Here is a 16,975-nt window from a genome sequence, read left to right on the forward strand (position 1 = left end):
CCGATGAGACCGCAAAGACTCCTCGATCGCCCCTTGCGCTCACTCGAAGAGCTGGGCGCCCAACTCTCCTTCTACGGACGCTCCTTGGCTTGGACGGGCCGCACCCTGCGCCGCTACAAGAAGGAGATCCTGCGGCTGCTCGCCGAGGTGAGCTTCGGGCGCGGCGCGCTCGCCGTCGTCGGCGGCACGGTCGGTGTGATCGCGTTCCTGTCCTTCTTCACCGGCACCGAGGTCGGCCTCCAGGGCTACGCGGCCCTCAACCAGCTCGGCACCTCCAACTTCGTGGCGTTCCTGTCGGCGTACTTCAACACCCGGGAGATCGCCCCGCTGGTGGCCGGACTCGCTCTGTCCGCGACGGTCGGCGCCGGGTTCACCGCGCAACTCGGTGCGATGCGGATCAGCGAGGAGACCGACGCGCTGGAGGTGATGGGCGTCCCGTCGCTGCCGTTCCTGGTGACGACGCGGATGATCGCCGGCTTCGTCGCGGTGATCCCGCTGTACGTGATCGGGCTGCTGTCCTCGTACCTGGCCGCCCGCACCATCACCACCGGCTACTACGGACAGTCGACCGGCACGTACGACCACTACTTCCACCAGTACCTGCCGCCCGTCGACATGTTCTGGTCCTTCGGCAAGGTGATCGTCTTCGCACTGCTGATCATCCTGGTGCACTGCTACTACGGCTACCACGCGAGCGGCGGCCCGGCCGGTGTCGGCGTCGCGGTGGGCCGGGCGGTGCGGACCTCGATCGTCGCCATCAACGTCCTGGACTTCTTCCTGAGCCTCGCGATCTGGGGCGCCAACACGACCGTACGGATAGCGGGGTGAGAGCGGTGCGCATGCGCAGAATGAGACTCAGGCTGTACGGCATCGCGTTCCTCGCCGTGCTCGCCCTGCTGCTGTCGCTCGCGGTGGCCGTCTACCAGCAGGCGTTCACCTCCGTCGTGCCCGTCACCCTGGAGGCCGACACCCTCGGCAACCAGCTCGATCCCCGCGCCGACGTCAAGCTGCGCGGGCTGCTGGTCGGCGAGGTGCGTGAGGTACATGCCGACGGCACGAAGGCGACCCTCGACATCGCGCTCAAGCCGCGGTACGTGTCGTACATCCCCTCGGACGTGCACGCGCGGCTGCTGCCCAAGACGCTGTTCGGCGAGAAGTACGTCGACCTCGTCGCTCCCGCCGGCGCCGCGCACGCGTCGGCCCGGCCCATCCGTGCGGGCGACGTCATCACCCAGGACCGCACGAAGGTCGGCATCGAGGTACAGCAGCTGATGAACGACCTGCTTCCGCTGCTGCGCACGGTCCGGCCGGGTGAACTCAACGCCGCGCTTTCGGCGTTCGCCACCGCGTTGGAGGGCCGCGGCGACCGGATCGGCGACAACCTCACCCGGGTCGAGGGCTATCTGCGCCGCCTCAACCCGCACATGCCCTCCCTCAAGGAGGACATCACGCGATTCGCGGACGTCGCCGAGGTGTACGGCGACGCCGCGCCCGACCTGATGCGGATCCTGCGCAACACGGTCACCACCAGCCGAACGATCGTCGAGAAGAGGAGCCAGTTGGCCTCGGCTCTGCGCGCGACCGCCTCCGTGGCGGGCACGGCGAACGACTTCCTGTCCGAGAACGGCGACCGGCTGATCACCCTGGGCCGGGTCTCCCGCCCCACGCTGGAGCTGTTCGCCCGCTACTCCCCCGAGTACCCGTGCCTGTTCCAGGGCCTGGTCCGGCAGGAGAAGGCGTCACAGGACGCTTTCCGGGGCGGCGAGATGCGGATCACCCTTGAGATCGTCCGGCCGCAGGGGGCGTACCGACCCGGTGAGGAGCCGGTGTACGGCGAGCGGTCCGGCCCGAACTGCCGTGGCCTATCGCATCCTCAGGTGCCCGGCCCGAAACCCCATCTCAATGACGGTACGTCGGCCGGTGATTCCGGCGGCGCACTCCCCGGAGGTGTCGACGTGTCCGCCACCCAGGCCGAGCAGCGGGCCGTCGGCTCGCTCGTGGCCCCCGTCATGGGCGTCCCCGCGGACCAGGTGCCGCCCGTGGCGACCCTGCTGTTCGGACCGCTCGCGCGCGGAACGGCGGTGAGTGTCGCATGAGCAGGTCAGGAGCCCGGCAGACCGCCGCCCCGCTGGTCAAGTTCAGCCTCTTCGCGCTGGTCACGATCGCGGCGACGGCGCTGCTCGCCGCCACCATCGTCAACGTCTCCTTCACCCCCAAGGACACCTATCACGCGGTGTTCACCGACGTGACCGGGCTGGAGACCGGCGACGACATCCGGGTGGCCGGAGTGCGGGTGGGAGAGGTCGAGGGTATCCGGATCAAGGACCGGACCCTGGCGGAGGTCACGTTCACCGTCAGCGCGGACCGGCCGCTGCTCGCCGGGACCCACGCGGTCGTCCGCTACCGCAACCTGGTCGGGCAGCGGTACATCGCGCTCACCGAGGGCGCGGGCGACGTCACCGCCCGGCTGCGGCAGGGCGGCACCATCCCGCTGTCCCGGACCCAGTCGGCGCTGGACCTCAACGCCCTGCTGAACGGCTTCAAGCCGCTGTTCGCCGCGCTCAGCCCGAGCGACGTCAACCAGCTCGCCACCGAGATCGTCCAGACCCTCCAGGGCGAGGGCGGCACGGTGAACAGCCTGCTCGCGCACACGGCCTCGCTCACCAGCACCCTCGCCGACCGCGACAAGCTGATCGGATCGGTGATCGACAACCTCAACACCGTCCTGGAGACGCTCGACAAACGCGGTTCCCGCTTCTCCGGGCTGCTCACGCAGCTGCGCCGGGTGGTCTCGGGGCTGTCCGCCGACCGCAGGCCCATCGGGGAGTCACTGGTGAGCATCGGCGACCTCACGGACGTCACGTCGGGGCTGCTGAAGGACGCGCGTCCACCGCTGAAGGACGACATCGCCGGGCTCGGCGATCTCACCGGAACGCTGAACAAGAACGAGAACACCGTGGAGGGCGTCCTGAAGCGGCTGCCGAACAAGCTCAACGCGCTGACGGGGACCGCCTCGTACGGCTCGTGGTTCAACTTCTACCTCTGCGACTTCGACGGCCGGATCGTGCTGCCGAAGACCAAGCGGGTGATCACTCCGGAGCTGCACGTGGCACGGGCGAGGTGTGGCGGATGAGCATGCGCATCAGGCGGCGCAGTGTCCGCCGACCCGAGCCACTGGTGAAGGTACGCGTCCTGCCGCCGAAGCTGCCGAGACTTCCCAGGCTCCTGCCGAAGCGCAAACCCCGACCCGAACCCCTCGTGAAGGTACGCGTCCTGCCGCCCAAGCTGCCGAAACTTCCTCGGCTCCTACCGAAGCGCAAACCCCGACCCGAACCCCTCGTGAAGGTACGCGTCCTGCCGCCCAAGCTGCCCAAGCTGCCCAGGATTCGGCTCAAGCGCCCGCGCCTGAAGCCCTTCCGTGAACGTAACGCGGTCGTCGTCGGCGCCGTCGGCCTCGCCGTCCTCGCGCTGCTCACCGTTGCCGCCTTCAACGCGGACAGCCTGCCGCTGATCGGCGGCGGCGACACCTACAGCGCGGCCTTCTCCGAGGCCGGCGGGCTCAAGCCGGGCGACGAGATACGGATCGCCGGGGTGAAGGTCGGCAAGGTCGAGGGCGTCGACCTGGACGGCGACCACGTCAAGGTGACGTTCAAGGTCAAGGGGCACCCGGCGTTCGGGACCGACACGGGTGCGTCGATCCGTGTCAAGACGATCCTCGGCGCGAAGTACCTGGCCCTGTACCCGAAGGGGCCCGGCCAGTTGAAGCCGGGCAGCGAGATCCCGCTCCGTCGGACCGTGCCGGCGTACGACGTCGTCCAAGCATTCAGCGACCTGACGACCACCACCGAAGAGGTCGACACGGACCGGCTCGCGAAGGCGCTGGACACGATCTCCGTCACCTTCCAGGACTCCCCTGAAGAGGTGCGGGCGTCGATCAAGGGGCTGTCGCGGATCTCCCGGACCGTGGCCGCCCGTGACAAGGCGCTGCGCGGGCTCCTCGACCATGCCAACGGAGTCACCGAAGTGCTGGCCGGTCACACGAAGGACTTCTCCGCGCTGGTGAAGGACGGTGACGCCCTGTTCAAGGAGATCGGCAGGCGGCGAGCGGCGATCCACAAGCTGCTCAAGAGCTCCGCGCTGCTGGGCATCGAGCTGTCCGGCCTGGTCGACGACAACAGCAAGGAGATCGGGCCCGCACTGAAGAACCTCAACACCTTCGTGACGATGCTCGAACGCAACCAGACGAGCCTCGACCGCAGCGTCCGGCTGCTCGCGCCCTACGTACGGCTCTTCACCAACACCCTCGGCGACGGCCGCTGGTTCGACTCCTACATCCAGAACCTGGTCGCCGCCCCGGTCACGCCACGGACGGGAGGCACCCGATGACCCGCCGACTCCTGGCCCTGTTCACCGCGCTCGCGATCGTCGTCGGCCTCGCCGTCGGCCTGTGGCCGGGCCCCGGCCCCGTCCGTGTCACGGCGTACTTCCCGCGCACCGTCGGCATCTACCCCGGTTCCGACGTCCGCGTCCTCGGCGTCCGCATCGGCGAGGTCAGGAAGATCACCCCGGAGGGCGACCGGGTGCGGGTGGACCTGGAATACGACCGGGGCCGCAAGGTCCCCGCCGACGCACAGGTCGCCATCGTCAACTCCTCGGTGGTCAGCGACCGTTACGTGCAGCTGCTGCCGGTGTACCGCAAGGGCGCGGTGTTGCGGGACGGAGACGTCATCCCCGAGTCCCGTACGGCCGTCCCCGTCGAGCTGGACCGGATCTTCGACAGCCTGCACACCACCGCCGAGGCACTCGGCCCGAACGGTGCCAACAAGAAGGGCTCGCTGTCCCGGCTGCTCGGGGTGAGCGCGGACAATCTCCAGGGGCAGGGCGAGAACCTCAACCAGACGGTGGAGGACCTGTCCCAGGCGGTCACGACGCTGTCCCACGGTCGCGGCGACCTGTTCGGGACCGTGCGGAACCTTCAGGTGTTCACGGCCGCGCTGGCGGCGGACGACACCAGCGTGCGGTCGTTCAACACCGACCTCGCCGACGTGGCCGGGCAGCTCGCCGGGGAGCGCAAGGATCTCGCGGCCGCGCTGAAGTACCTGGCCGCCGCACTCGGCGACGTGTCCGGCTTCGTGAAGGGCAACAAGAAGGCGCTGACCGCGGACGTGAAGGGCCTGGCCAAGGTCACCAAGGTCCTCGTCACCCAACGGGACGCTCTGAAGGAGCTGTTGACCGTCGCCCCCACGGGCCTGTCGAACCTGCAGAACGCCTACAACCCCGCCGCCGGCACCCTCGACACCCGCAACAACGCGCAAGCCTCGCAGGATCCGTCAGCTCTACTCTGCTCGATCCTGAAGACGACCGGCGACGACCACGACAACTGTGCCGGGCTGAAGAAGCTCTTCGACTCCCTGCCCAAGGTTCCGTCGGCCCCGGCGTCGACGGGCACGGTCGACAAGACCCTCGGCGGAATTCTGGGGGCACCGGCATGAGCGTGCAGCGCAAGGGGCGGGTGGCCGCCTGGACGGCGGTCGGCTCGCTGCTGCTGACCGGCTGCGAGTTCAACGGCTGGTACGACGTCCCGCTCCCCGGCGGCGCCGCCTCGGACGGTCACGCCTACCACGTCACCGTCGAGTTCCGGGACGTCCTGGACCTGGTGCCGCAGTCGGCGGTCAAGGTCAACAACGTCACCGTCGGCGCGGTCGAGAAGGTGGAACTGAACGGCTGGCACGCCCGCGTGCGGCTCAGGATCGCCGACTCGGTGAAGCTGCCCGGCAACGCGGTCGCCGATCTGAGGCAGACCAGCATGCTCGGCGAGAAGTACGTCGCCCTGTCCGCGCCGGCCGGCACGCGGCCCGTCGGACGGCTGCGCGACGGCGACCGCATCCCGCTGTCCCGCAGCGGCCGCAACCCGGAGGTCGAGGAGGTGCTGTCGGCCCTGTCCGCGCTGCTCAACGGCGGCGGGGTGGCCCAGCTGAAGACGATCAGCGTCGAGTTGAACAAGGCCCTCAGCGGCCGCGAGGACCGGGTCAGGTCACTGTTCAAGCAGCTCGACACGTTCCTCGGCGGCCTCGACGCCCAGCGGGCGGAGATCGTGCGCGCGTTGAAGGGCGTCGACCGGCTCGCCAAGCGGCTGAAGAAGGAGAAGAAGACGATCGCCCTGGCCGTCGACACCCTGCCGCCCGCCCTGAAGGCCCTCGCCGACCAGCGCAAGGACCTGACGAAGATGCTCACCGCCCTGTCCAACCTCGGCAAGACCGGCACCAAGGTGGTGAACGCTTCCCACGACGACACCGTCGCCAACCTGAAGAAGCTTCAGCCCATCCTGCGGGAACTGAACAAGGCGGGCGACGACCTGCCCAACTCCCTCGAAATCCTCACCACTTACCCGTTCCCGCGCAACGCGACGGACGCCGTCAAGGGCGACTACGTCAACCTGAAGATCACCGCCGACCTCGACCTGGCGGACCTCTACGGCAACGTCACCGGCAAGCCTGGTAAGGGCGGGAAGTCCCCGGCCCCCGGGACCTCGGGTCTTCCCGGCGTCCCCACTCCCACCCCTCTCCCGTCCATCCCGTCCCTGCCGGGCACCCCCTCCGCGCCCTCCGCGCCCTCCGCGCCCTCCGTGCCCACGACGCCCTCCGACGGCAGCACCCTGCTGTGCCCGCCGGTGTGCACCGCTGCCTACGGCACCGCAGACGGCTCGCGTCGCCTTCCGCCGGGGGTCGATCCCGGCCTCGCCGAGCTGATGCTGAAGGGGATACTGCCGTGATCACACGTACGGTCAGAGCCCAGTTGCTCGCCTTCACGGCCGTGACCGCCCTCGGCGTTTCGTACGTCGGCGCCCGGTACACGGGCCTGGTGGACGACGTCCTGCACCGCGGGTACACCGTGCGCGCCGACTTCGCCGAGTCCGGGGGCGTCTTCCCCGGCGCCGAGGTCACCTACCGAGGCGTGCCCGTGGGCCGCGTGGACGATCTGCGGCTGACCGGGTCCGGGATCTCGGTGGCACTGAAGATCGAGGACGGCGCCCCGAGGATCCCGGCCGACACGCTCGCGGTGATCGCCGACCGGTCGGCGGTGGGCGAGCAGTACGTCGACCTCCAGCCACGGCGGTCGGACGGGCCGTACCTCATGGACGGCAGCCCGATCCCACGCAGCCGCACCCGGACCCCGCTGCCGGTCACCGACCTGGTCCTCAGCCTCGACCGGCTGGTCAACTCTGTCGGCAAGGATGATCTGCGGGTCACCGTCGACGAACTGGGCAAGGCGTTCGCCGGCACCGGACCGAACCTGAGCCGGCTGGTGGACTCCGGCAACGCGCTGGTGGAGTCGGCATCCGAGTCGCTCCCCCAGACGGTCTCGCTGATCGAGGACTCGCGGAGGGTGCTCAGGACACAGGCCGACCAGGGCTCGGCCATCAAGTCGTTCTCCCGCGATCTCGCCACGCTCACCGAGCAGTTGAAGTCGAGCGACGGCGATCTGCGCCGGCTGATCGGCAACACTGCGCCCGCCGCGCACGAGGTCGAGTCCCTGCTGAAGTCCACGCGGCCGCACGTGCCGGTCCTGCTGGCCAACCTCATCAGCGGCGGCCAGATCACCGTGGCTCGGCTGCCCGGCGTAGAACAGGCCCTGGTCACACTCCCGCTCAATGTCGCGGGCAGCTACACGGTCATCCCCGGCGACGGCACCACCCACTTCGGGCTCACCGTCAACGCCGACGACCCTCCCGCGTGCACCCGGGGCTACGGCACCCAGCGGCGCGACCCCGCCGACACCGGCACGCGCCCGGCGAACACCGACGCGCACTGCACGGCACCGCGCGGCAGCAAGACCTCCGTGCGGGGAGCGCAGAACGCGCCCGGCGCGACGACCGGGCGGTACAGCACCGACCGGGCCGCGTTCGTGGCCCCGTACGACCCGGAGACCGGCACCGTGACCGGCCCGGACGGAACGCCCGTCGAGATCGGCTCGACGGGCGGGGAACAGACCGTGTTCGGAAAGGAGTCGTGGCAATGGCTGCTCGTGGGACCGATGGTGTGAGAGGCGAGCGCATGAGGCTGCTGTCGGCGGGGCTCGTCGCCGCGACCGTGTTGACGACCGTGCTGTGCGTCTGGCTGGGCCTGAGGCTGGCCGACCAGCGCGCGGCGGAACAGCGCCGTCAGGACATCCTGGCGGCGGCCCGCCAGTCGGCGCTGAGCTTCATCTCGCTCGACTACCGGCACTACGACCGGGACAGCGGCAATGTGCTGAAGGGCGCCACCGGTGAGTTCAAGAAGGAGTTCGCCGTACAGTCCGCACAACTGACCAAGCTGGTTGCGCAGAACAAGTCGGTGTCCGAGGGGCAGATTCTGGAAGCGGGCATCGTGCGGTCCGACGCGCACTCGGCCCGCGTCCTGGTCGTGGCCGACAGCAAGGTGACCAACACCGCCGCGCCCGAGGGCCAGGCGCGCACCTACCGGCTCCAGCTCGACCTCGCGCGCGTGGCCGGCCGCTGGCTGACCTCCGACGTCGCGTTCGTGGGCTGACCCACCCGTGAAGCCATCGATGAGGAGAGACACCGTGGCGAACCCGACCTCCCGCACCCGCGGCACCGGCTCACCGGCCCGCCGCACCATGACCGCGGCCGCCCGCGCGGCAGCCAAGCGCACCGGGCGGCCCGCGAGCCCCGAGCCCAGCGCCCGCCAGGAAGAGCCGACTCCCTCCGGGCGCACTCTGCTCGTCGAGCCCCCGGCGAAGGGCTGGGAGGACCCGCCGGAACCCGAGTCGCCCGAGTCGTTCGAGGGGGAGCCGGAGGACGCCGCGCCCCCGCGCAAGGCCGGGCGGAGCGTGCTCACCGCGGTGCTGGGCGTCGTCCTCGTCGCGGCCCTGGTCGCGGCCACCGTTCTCGGGTGGCAGTATCGGCAGGGGCGGCACGCGGAGCAGGCCCGCGACGAGGCCGTGGCGTCCGCGCGGAAGGCGGCGCCGGTCGTGCTGTCGTACGACTACCGGCACCTGGACCGGGACTTCGCCCGGGCCAGCGTCCTGCTGACCGGGCACTTCCGCGACCAGTACGGCAAGACCACGAAGGCGGTGGTCGCGCCGACCGCGACGAAGTACCACGGCGTGGTGAAGGCGACCGTGGCCACACCCGCCGACGGCGGCGCCCCGGCGGTCTCCGTCGTGTCGGCCACACCGGACCGGGCCGTCGTCCTGCTCTTCGTCAACCAGGTAACCGAGAGCACTCAGGTCCCGAAGCCCCGGCTGGACCTGAACCGGGTGCGTATGACACTCACCCGCACCTCGACCGGCTGGAAGGTGAGCGGAGTCGACGCCCTCTGACCAGGCCCGACAAGTGCCCTCGCGCAGTCACGCGGGGGCACTTTTCCGTCGGGGACGGGGTGCGGCCCGAATGGGATGGCGGGCTTCACCGCGTTCGCGCCGTGGTGGTCCTGGAGCGGCTCCCCCGTCCGAACGGCCTCCCACCGAAAAGAGTTCGGTTTCGCGCGACGGACGCCGCCTGCCTCCCCGTAGAGCAGACGAAGGCATCACCCGTACGGCCACACACCACCACCCTTCGTCCGACTCGCGAACCCATGAGGTACCTGTGGCTCTCCTCTCCGCACTCCGTCTTCACCACCACCCGCGGTCGCGGGGGCGTCTCGCCGTCGGGTTGCTGGCGCTCGTCGCCGGGACCCTGCCGAGTGGGGCTGCCGACGCCGCCACCCCGCCCTCCGGATCGGTCAGCGACACCGCGCCCACGACCACGTGGAGCGCCGGTCCTTTCGCCGTCCCGAATGTCTCCGGCACTGCCGGGACGGTGAGCTGCGGGAATACGCAACTTTGTGACGACTACGCCCTGAAGGTGTCGGTACCCGCGGGCTACGACGCCGGTCACAGCCTGCGCATCGACATCAGATGGCCGGACCCCGCCGCCGACTTCGATGTGTACGTCCTCGATGCGGACGGCCGGGAGGTGGCCGGCTCGGCCTCTTCCAGCGACCCCGAGACCGTGCTGCTTCCGGCGGTGTCGGCGTCGTACACCGTGCGCGTGGTGCCGTACGCGCCGCTCGGCGACAGCTTCACCGGCACCGCGAGCCTGATCACCGCTCCGGCCGATCCGCCGCCGAGTACGGCCACACCGCCGACGTACGCGAACTCCTGGGCACCCGACGGCATCACGGACGCGCACAACGCCGGTGAACCCTCGATCGGCGTCGACCGTGCGAGTGGCGCCGCGATGTTCCAGGCGTACACGTCGACGCTCAAGGTCACCTACGACAGTGCCGGTGCCGCCACATGGCGGGACAAGAGCGCGATCGCGGCCAACGGCTGCCCTCAGGGCAGCACCACCAGCCTCGACCCGATCCTGTTCACCGACCCGGTCACCCACCGAACCTTCGAGTCGCAGCTCGCCGGCAAGACCGCCCTGACCTGCTATACCGACGACGATGGTGAAACGTGGACGCCGACGGGCGGCTCGGGCATCAACTCCGGTGTGGACCACCAGACCATCGGCGGAGGCCCCTTCGCCGCAGGCGGTCCGGGACCGCTCACGTCGTACCCCGACGCCGTCTACTACTGTTCCCAGGACATCGCCGACGCCTCCTGCGCGGTCAGCCGGGACGGCGGTCTGACGTACGGGCCCGCCGTTCCGATGTACTCGCTGCTGGACTGCGGCGGCCTGCACGGGCATGTGAAGGTCGCCCCGGACGGCACGGTGTACGTGCCCAACAAGGGCTGCGGCGGCCATCAGGCCGTGGCCGTCTCCGAGAACAACGGGCTGACGTGGACGGTCCGCAAGAACCCGTCCAGCACCCCCGGCGACTCGGACCCGAGCCTGGGGATCGGGGCCGGCGGGACCGTCTACATGGGCTACCAGAACAGCGACGGCACACCGCGCATGGCTGTCAGCCACGACAAGGGCAGGACGTGGCTGTACGACCAGAACGTCGGCGCGGCTCTCGGCATCAAGAACATCGTCTTCCCGGCCGTGACCGCGGGCGACGACAACCGCGCCGCCTTCGCCTTCCTCGGCACCACCACGGGCGGCAACTACCAGGACGCGGCCGGCTTCAAGGGCGTGTGGCACCTGTATGTGGCCACCACCTACGACGGCGGCCAGTCTTGGGTCACCGCCGACGCCACCCCCACCGATCCCGTCCAGAAGGGGTCGATCTGCACGGGCGGCACCACCTGCGGCAAGGACCGTAATCTCCTGGACTTCACCGACGTCACCATCGACGCCCAGGGCCGCGTGCTCGCCGCCTACGCCGACGGCTGCACCGGCACCTGCACGACCGGAGGTGCGCAGAACTACGACGCGCTGGCCTCCATAGCCCGCCAGTCCTCCGGCGCCACGCTGTACGGCGCGTACGACACCGTGGTCCGCGGCAAGCACAAGTAGCCCGAAGGAAGGAACTAGATGAAGCCATCGCCCTCGGCTGCCGTACTGGCAGGAGCCGTCCTCGGCCTGACCGCGGTCGCCGGATGCTCGGCGGCGAACGAGCACGCCGAGCCCCCGGGGACGACGCCGTACGCGGTGGAGCGGGCAACCGATCCGCCGGCCGGGAATGCGGCCGGCGCCGCGCTCGGCGGCTGTCCCACTGCCGCCTCATTGCCGCTCCCCAAGGACTTCCCGCAGAACCTGCCGGTGCCCGACGGCACGGTCGTGACCTCGGTGGAGCACCGCACCGGCGGCCGGCTCATCGTCGCCACCGTCGTACGGGGCGGCTTCGACACCACCCTGGCGTTCCTGCACAAGCAGCTCCCCAAGGCCGGCTACATCCCTGAGGGGGGCGAAGTGGAGGAGGACGACGCCGAGTCGAACTTCTCCTCCGCGACCGTCCGGGGCCGCTGGACCCTGCGGAAAATGTCCAACTGCGAGGGAGGGATGTACCTGACCTACCTGGCGTCCGCCGCCTCCTGAACCGGGCCTGGCCGAGCCCTTATCTATGGAGGACCCCTGGTGGACGGGTGCACCGCTGTGCGCGTGGAGGGGTAGGGGTACGGGGTGCCGGGCGAAGGCGGGGTGAAGTCGACCTCGACTGGCGCTTTGGGTTTCGCGGCTGGCCCCTCGTTCCGGGCGGATACACGCAGGTGGCGCGCCATCGCCAACCGACGGATGCAGATGAGGGCAGCGATCAGGCGCGGTGACAAGCCTGCTGTGACACGGTCCGCGTCATGATGAACATCAGCAGGGCCAGTGGCCCGGGCTTCCGCTGCATCGAGCAATGTCGAGGATGAACGCCGCTGTCACACACTAGAGTTGAGCCGAAATTCCACACTTGACACACGGGGGTAGTGATGACTGGTCAGTGGGAGACACTCGGCAAGGCAGGCGGCATCGAGGCGTACGTGCACCGCCCGACGGGTGAGGTGCGGGGCGCCGTGGTGGTCTGCTCCGAGCTGTACGGAGTCAACGACTATGTCCGCGGGACCTGCGCGGAGTTGGCGGCGGCCGGGTACACGGCGCTGGCGCCCGACTACTACTGGCGCAACGCCCGCCGCACCGCACTCGGTTACTCCGCCGAGGAGCGCGAGGACGGCCTGGTGCTGATGCGCGCGCTCGACCGGGACGAGCTCGTGGCTGACGCTTCCGTGGCACTGGCGGCCGCGCGCGCCGAAGCCAGGGAACGGGGCGTAGCGTTCCTCGGCCTGAGCATGGGCGGCCATATCGCGGTACGGGCAGCGACCGCGCTGAGCTTCGAGTTGGCCGCGGTCTTCTACCCCGGGTGGCTGCTGAACAGCGGTTTCCCACTGGTCGGCCCCGTGCCCCCGCTGGAGACCACTGAGCGGATCGCCGCGGGCGGCGCCTTCGTGCTGGGCTTTCGCGGCGAGCTGGACCACATCATCGGGGCCGAGGAGTGGGAGCAGGCCGAGCAGCGACTCACCAAAGCCGAGGTGCCGCACGAGCTGGTGACCTACCCGGGCGCGCGTCATGGCTTCGCCTGCGCCGACCGCCCGGCCGACTACGACCCCGAGGCCGGCTCCGACGCCTGGCAGAAGGTGTACGCCGCCCTGGCTTCACACCTCTAGGCACGCGCTGGCACGAGGAGATCGGCGACTGCGTGACCGCGCGCATGGACCCAGCAGTGATCCTGCAAGCCGTCCCGCCGCAGCAATCGAGCAGGAGCCGCATACCAGCGCACGGGTGAGTCCTCTTCACTCGCCCCCATCGGATGGTCAGGCAGGTCGATGCGGGCGTAGCAAGCCTGGAGGCTGGGCACCAGCGCGTCTGGCAGCTCGCAGGCGTCGTACAGGCTGCCAACTGCGAAGAGCGATTCGCTCAGCACCATCGTGGGAAACAACAGCGCCTCAAGCGCGTCCCGGCCCCGCCGTCGCGGGGGCCTCGCCTCGCAAAGCCGCGATGAGGCCCCAAGTAGCTCTGCCCAGTCCTCCGACTCCTTGGCATCCCGCCACGGAGCCTCCGCAAAAACCCGTTGGCGGACCACCACGACCACTGCTACGTTTCCGGAGGCCGTGCGAGAGAACGAGGAGGTGGTACCCGTGAACACAGTATCGACATGGGTGCTCCCCTCCGGGGTCACGGTCGGGCGATAGGTCGTCCGGGAGCGCCGTTCAAGAGCACTCCCGAAAGGCATCACCATGCAATTCACCTCCGAACAGCGCCTCGACGACGGCGTCCTCGAACGCGAATTCACCCTCGGTGAGGTCCCCGGCATCCTGTGGACGCCCAGATCCGCACCCGCGCCGCTGATCCTGCTCGGCCACCCCGGCGGACTGCACAAGATGTACCCCCGCCTCGCGGCCCGGGCCCGGCACTCCGCGGCTCAGGGCTTCGCCGCGGCCACCATCGAGCTCCCCGGCAGCGGTGACCGGCCCCGTTCCGCCACCGCCGAGCAGGCCCGCGCCGACCTGCGCCGGGCACTGGAGGCCGGCGAGCCGGTCGGCGGCGAGATCGTCGATCGCCTCGTCCTCCCACTCGTCGAAACGGCGGTCCCGGAATGGCAGGCCGCCTTGAACGCCCTCCTTTCGCTGCCCGAGATCGGCGGCCCGGTCGGGTACTCGGGAGGAGTGATCGCCATCGGGATCCGGCTGGCGGTGGTCGAGCCGCGCATCTCGGCCGCCGTTCTGTTCGCCGGGAGTTTCGTGCCCGCCGTCATGTTCGAGGAGGCCCGCCAGGTCACCATTCCGCTGCACGTCCTGCTGCAGTGGGACGACGAAGGCAACGACCGGCAGGCGGCCCTGGACCTGTTCGACGCCTTCGGCTCCAAGGAGAAGACGCTCCACGCCAATCTCGGCGGGCACACCGGCGTCCCGCAGTTCGCGGGAGACGCCGCGGCCCAGTTCCTCGCCCGGCACCTGAAGTGAGGCCGGGCCGGCGGGCCACCAGCAGACGGTAAGCCGTGTCGGCCAGGATGCTGCTCGTCCAGGGCAGGTCCCGGCGCTCCTCTGCTGTTCATACCGCGGGCCCCTGCCAACCCGGCAGCGGCCCGCGCTGCCCGAAGCCATGAACTCTTCGATTTCTGCAGTTCTTCAGGTGCTGCCCCATCTCGTGTCCAGGTGCTGTCGGTTCTCGCGAACAAAGCCAGACACCGGCACAGCCGTGGTCGGCCCTGTGGTCAGGGCGTGTCGCCGGAGTAGTAGAGGCGGCACGTCACACCCGGGCCGAGAGCTCGGGGTTCACCGGGGCGCGGGTCGTACAGCGACCGGCCGCCGGGGAACTGCCCGAGCTCGGTGGACAGGGCAGCGCCGTCGTCGACCTCCTTCGGCCTCCAGCCTGTGATGTCCAGCAGCAGCCCGTCCAGCGGCCCGCCTATGAGCGCGGCATACGTCTGCCACGGCAGCGGACCGGGGTCAGGGTCGTCGTGGTCACGGCCGTAGACGCGCCCACGCAGCAGCTGCTCATCGCCATTCATCGCTCCAGCCTTCCAGCCGGCACTGACATTGACGGTGATACTCAGGTTCCGGTGGCCGTGACTCGGGCACTGGCTGACGTCCTGCTGGGCTGTCTTCGCGTTACCGGGCCGTCGTGTACGGACGTCCAGTGGAACGTCATGGCCCCCACCGACCTTCAGGTCGAAGTGCCACCGGTTCTTGGCGGCCTTCGGCTCCGGAACCTGCTGGAACCACACCCTCGGTCCACGTCCCGTGGGATCGATGATCGACTCCGGAATATCGCCGGCACCGGCCGGCAACTCCGCCTCGGGCACCCCCATCGCCGCCCAGTAAGCACGCCACGTGGCGTGCCTGCCCGGCGGAGGCTCAGGCACGTAGCCCAGGGCCTCGGCCCAGAACGTCACCATTCTCTGCGGATCGGAGCAGTCGATTGTCAGCTGCACTGTCATCTCCATGCTCGGAGCATCCCAGGCAGGACTGACAGTCGATCAACTCCCGCAACAGGCCGTAGCCGTGGGTGGCGCTCCCGACGAGCCTTCCGGCAGCGCCCGGCAGGGGCAGATACGCGTACAACTCGTCGCGGAAACACGATGCTTCCGCGAATGAAGGTCCGGCCGCCATGTTGTTCCAGGTCGAGCTGGCCCTTGAGGGTGTCGTTCACCGACTCGATCAGCTGCCGCACCGACTTCAGCAGCGACTCGCCCTTGCGGCGTTTCTCCCGTTTGAACGACGGCCGCAGCAACGTCGCCCCGCGCAAGGACAGATCGGCCTCGAACTCCCTGGAGGCGAAGCCCTTGTCCGCGATGAACAGCAGGCCGGGCCGGCCGGTGACCGAGTCCGGCTCTCGATCCAGCATCGCCGTCAGCACTTCGCGTTCGTCCAGCTTGGGGTTGGCCAGGGCCCACAGGATCGGCATGCCGGTCGGGGTGCACACCAGGTACAGCCGCAGGCCCCAGAAGAACCGCGAATGGCTGGCGCAGTACCCGTATCCGGCCCAGCCGGCCGTGCCCGACCGCTTCACCGTGGGCCGCGAGCGGCCGCACTCCACCGGGGTCGAGTCGATGATCCAGTGGTTGTCGAACCAGAAGTCGGTGTCCGTCGCAAGGAGCCGTATCACGCGCTTGACCAGCGGCAACGCAGCCCGCAACCGCTTGTTCCAGCCCGGCTGCTTCGGTACGTACGGGAACATCGCGCCCAGCCGGGAGTGGACGAACCGCAGCCATCTGGACTCCGAGGCGAAGCCCAGCACGGCCTGGGCGACGGCGAGGCAGACGAGCTCGGAGTCCGTCAATCGCGGTGGGCGGCCCAGCCATCGGGTATCTCCAATCTCGTCGTCGATCTTCACGTACAGTGCGGTCAGCAGGGCGTCCAGGTCATTCGTCACAGATCGATCTTGGACGCCCTGTCTGTGTTCCCAGACGCACCGTCAGCATTCGGAATGACTCATCTAGGGGTGGCCTGGAACTGGGAGGACGACGAGAGCGTCGACCCCGAGGCCATGGACCCGCGGATCGACGACGCTTTCAACAAGGGGTCCATCGTTCTCGGGTGCGAAGACGGGCAGTCGTTCTGGCTCCTGCTGACCACCGGTCCCCGCCGCGGTGAGGTGTGGATGGCGCCGACGTCGGCGCCATCCCCGCGCCTGGCGACCAGGCATGGGGCTTCGAAGAGTGGGTGCGGCGCTGGCACAGCGGCAACGATTGGTGGGACTGAACGCTCCGTCCTGCACGTTCGCAGCTCGCGGAGCGGCGGCAGTGCTCCCCCACACGCCCCCGGCACGGGCCCCGCGCACGACTCCCGGCGTATGGGCGCCTCTGCCTAGCCTGCCCTCGCCGGACACACCGGCGTCATCAAGCCCGAGGCCCTGGTCGCCCCGCCCGCCCTGCTGGTCGTCGACGGCCAGTTCGGCCCGGCGACCTGCGCCGCCCTTCAGCGGGTCCCACACCCCCAGCCAACTCCAGAAGGCTCTCAACGCCGGCGCGTTCCAGCAGTTTCCGGGCCGGGACCCGCGGGGCCCGGCCGGGAACCCAGCGCAGGGCGCCACACGAGCATCAGATCACCAAGTGAGGAGCCGATGAAGACAGCCACAACTCTCGCCACGCTGGCTGCAGTCCTGATGATGCAACGCCCGCTG

At 69.6% G+C, this 16,975-nt stretch carries 15 protein-coding genes and 1 pseudogene; 13 read left to right on the top strand and 3 right to left on the bottom strand.

Features of this window, described 5'->3' with window-relative positions; all coding sequences use genetic code 11:
* Window positions 1-3 precede the first annotated feature (3 nt).
* From ACWGKT_RS26990 to ACWGKT_RS27050, 13 genes are all read left to right on the top strand, one after another.
* Window positions 4-828, top strand: coding sequence for an MlaE family ABC transporter permease (locus tag ACWGKT_RS26990; RefSeq protein ID WP_453275743.1), 825 nt, complete (start codon window positions 4-6; stop codon window positions 826-828).
* 11 nt (window positions 829-839) lie between these two features.
* The gene (locus ACWGKT_RS26995) at window positions 840-2,096 is read left to right on the top strand and encodes an MCE family protein (protein WP_453275744.1); all 1,257 of its coding nucleotides are present in this window, start codon (window positions 840-842) and stop codon (window positions 2,094-2,096) included.
* On the top strand, window positions 2,093-3,133 hold the full coding sequence (locus ACWGKT_RS27000) for an MCE family protein (RefSeq protein WP_453275745.1): 1,041 nt from the start codon (window positions 2,093-2,095) through the stop codon (window positions 3,131-3,133). Before ACWGKT_RS26995 ends, ACWGKT_RS27000 begins: the two co-directional genes overlap by 4 nt.
* Window positions 3,134-3,405: 272 nt before the next feature.
* Complete coding sequence (locus tag ACWGKT_RS27005; RefSeq protein ID WP_453275781.1) at window positions 3,406-4,386, top strand: MCE family protein; 981 nt, start codon at window positions 3,406-3,408, stop codon at window positions 4,384-4,386.
* Window positions 4,383-5,492: an MCE family protein gene (locus ACWGKT_RS27010; RefSeq protein WP_453275746.1), complete on the top strand. Its 1,110-nt coding sequence runs from the start codon at window positions 4,383-4,385 to the stop codon at window positions 5,490-5,492. The genes ACWGKT_RS27005 and ACWGKT_RS27010 overlap by 4 nt, the downstream gene beginning before the upstream one ends.
* Window positions 5,489-6,772 carry an MCE family protein gene (locus tag ACWGKT_RS27015; RefSeq protein ID WP_453275747.1) on the top strand — a complete coding sequence of 428 codons (1,284 nt, stop codon included), beginning with the start codon at window positions 5,489-5,491 and terminating at the stop codon, window positions 6,770-6,772. The genes ACWGKT_RS27010 and ACWGKT_RS27015 overlap by 4 nt, the downstream gene beginning before the upstream one ends.
* The gene (locus ACWGKT_RS27020; RefSeq protein ID WP_453275748.1) at window positions 6,769-8,043 is read left to right on the top strand and encodes an MCE family protein; all 1,275 of its coding nucleotides are present in this window, start codon (window positions 6,769-6,771) and stop codon (window positions 8,041-8,043) included. Before ACWGKT_RS27015 ends, ACWGKT_RS27020 begins: the two co-directional genes overlap by 4 nt.
* An 11-nt stretch (window positions 8,044-8,054) precedes the next feature.
* The gene (locus ACWGKT_RS27025; RefSeq protein WP_453275749.1) at window positions 8,055-8,528 is read left to right on the top strand and encodes a hypothetical protein; all 474 of its coding nucleotides are present in this window, start codon (window positions 8,055-8,057) and stop codon (window positions 8,526-8,528) included.
* A 34-nt stretch (window positions 8,529-8,562) separates the two neighbouring features.
* Window positions 8,563-9,321: a hypothetical protein gene (locus tag ACWGKT_RS27030; protein ID WP_453275750.1), complete on the top strand. Its 759-nt coding sequence runs from the start codon at window positions 8,563-8,565 to the stop codon at window positions 9,319-9,321.
* A 523-nt stretch (window positions 9,322-9,844) separates the two neighbouring features.
* A complete protein-coding gene (locus ACWGKT_RS27035; protein WP_453275751.1) occupies window positions 9,845-11,386 on the top strand; it encodes a sialidase family protein in 1,542 nt (513 codons plus the stop codon).
* An 18-nt stretch (window positions 11,387-11,404) separates the two neighbouring features.
* Entirely contained in the window at window positions 11,405-11,908 is a 504-nt protein-coding gene (locus tag ACWGKT_RS27040; RefSeq protein WP_453275752.1) for a hypothetical protein, read from the top strand.
* Window positions 11,909-12,285: 377 nt separating this feature from the next.
* Complete coding sequence (locus tag ACWGKT_RS27045) at window positions 12,286-13,017, top strand: dienelactone hydrolase family protein (RefSeq protein WP_453275753.1); 732 nt, start codon at window positions 12,286-12,288, stop codon at window positions 13,015-13,017.
* A 570-nt stretch (window positions 13,018-13,587) separates the two neighbouring features.
* A complete protein-coding gene (locus ACWGKT_RS27050; RefSeq protein WP_453275754.1) occupies window positions 13,588-14,313 on the top strand; it encodes a dienelactone hydrolase family protein in 726 nt (241 codons plus the stop codon).
* A gap of 251 nt (window positions 14,314-14,564) precedes the next feature.
* On the opposite strand, the gene ACWGKT_RS27055 is transcribed toward ACWGKT_RS27050, so the two are convergent.
* The 3 genes and pseudogenes from ACWGKT_RS27055 to ACWGKT_RS27065 form a co-directional block, all read right to left on the bottom strand.
* Window positions 14,565-14,861, bottom strand: a complete 297-nt coding sequence (locus ACWGKT_RS27055; protein ID WP_453275782.1) for a hypothetical protein — start codon at window positions 14,859-14,861, stop codon at window positions 14,565-14,567.
* A gap of 108 nt (window positions 14,862-14,969) precedes the next feature.
* A pseudogene (locus tag ACWGKT_RS27060) lies at window positions 14,970-15,296 on the bottom strand (VOC family protein); the annotation flags it as partial.
* Window positions 15,287-16,225: an IS982 family transposase gene (locus ACWGKT_RS27065; protein WP_453275755.1), complete on the bottom strand. Its 939-nt coding sequence runs from the start codon at window positions 16,223-16,225 to the stop codon at window positions 15,287-15,289. The gene ACWGKT_RS27065 and the pseudogene ACWGKT_RS27060, both read right to left, overlap by 10 nt.
* Window positions 16,226-16,975: the final 750 nt, after the last annotated feature.

This window comes from Streptomyces sp. NPDC054794 (assembly GCF_053611585.1).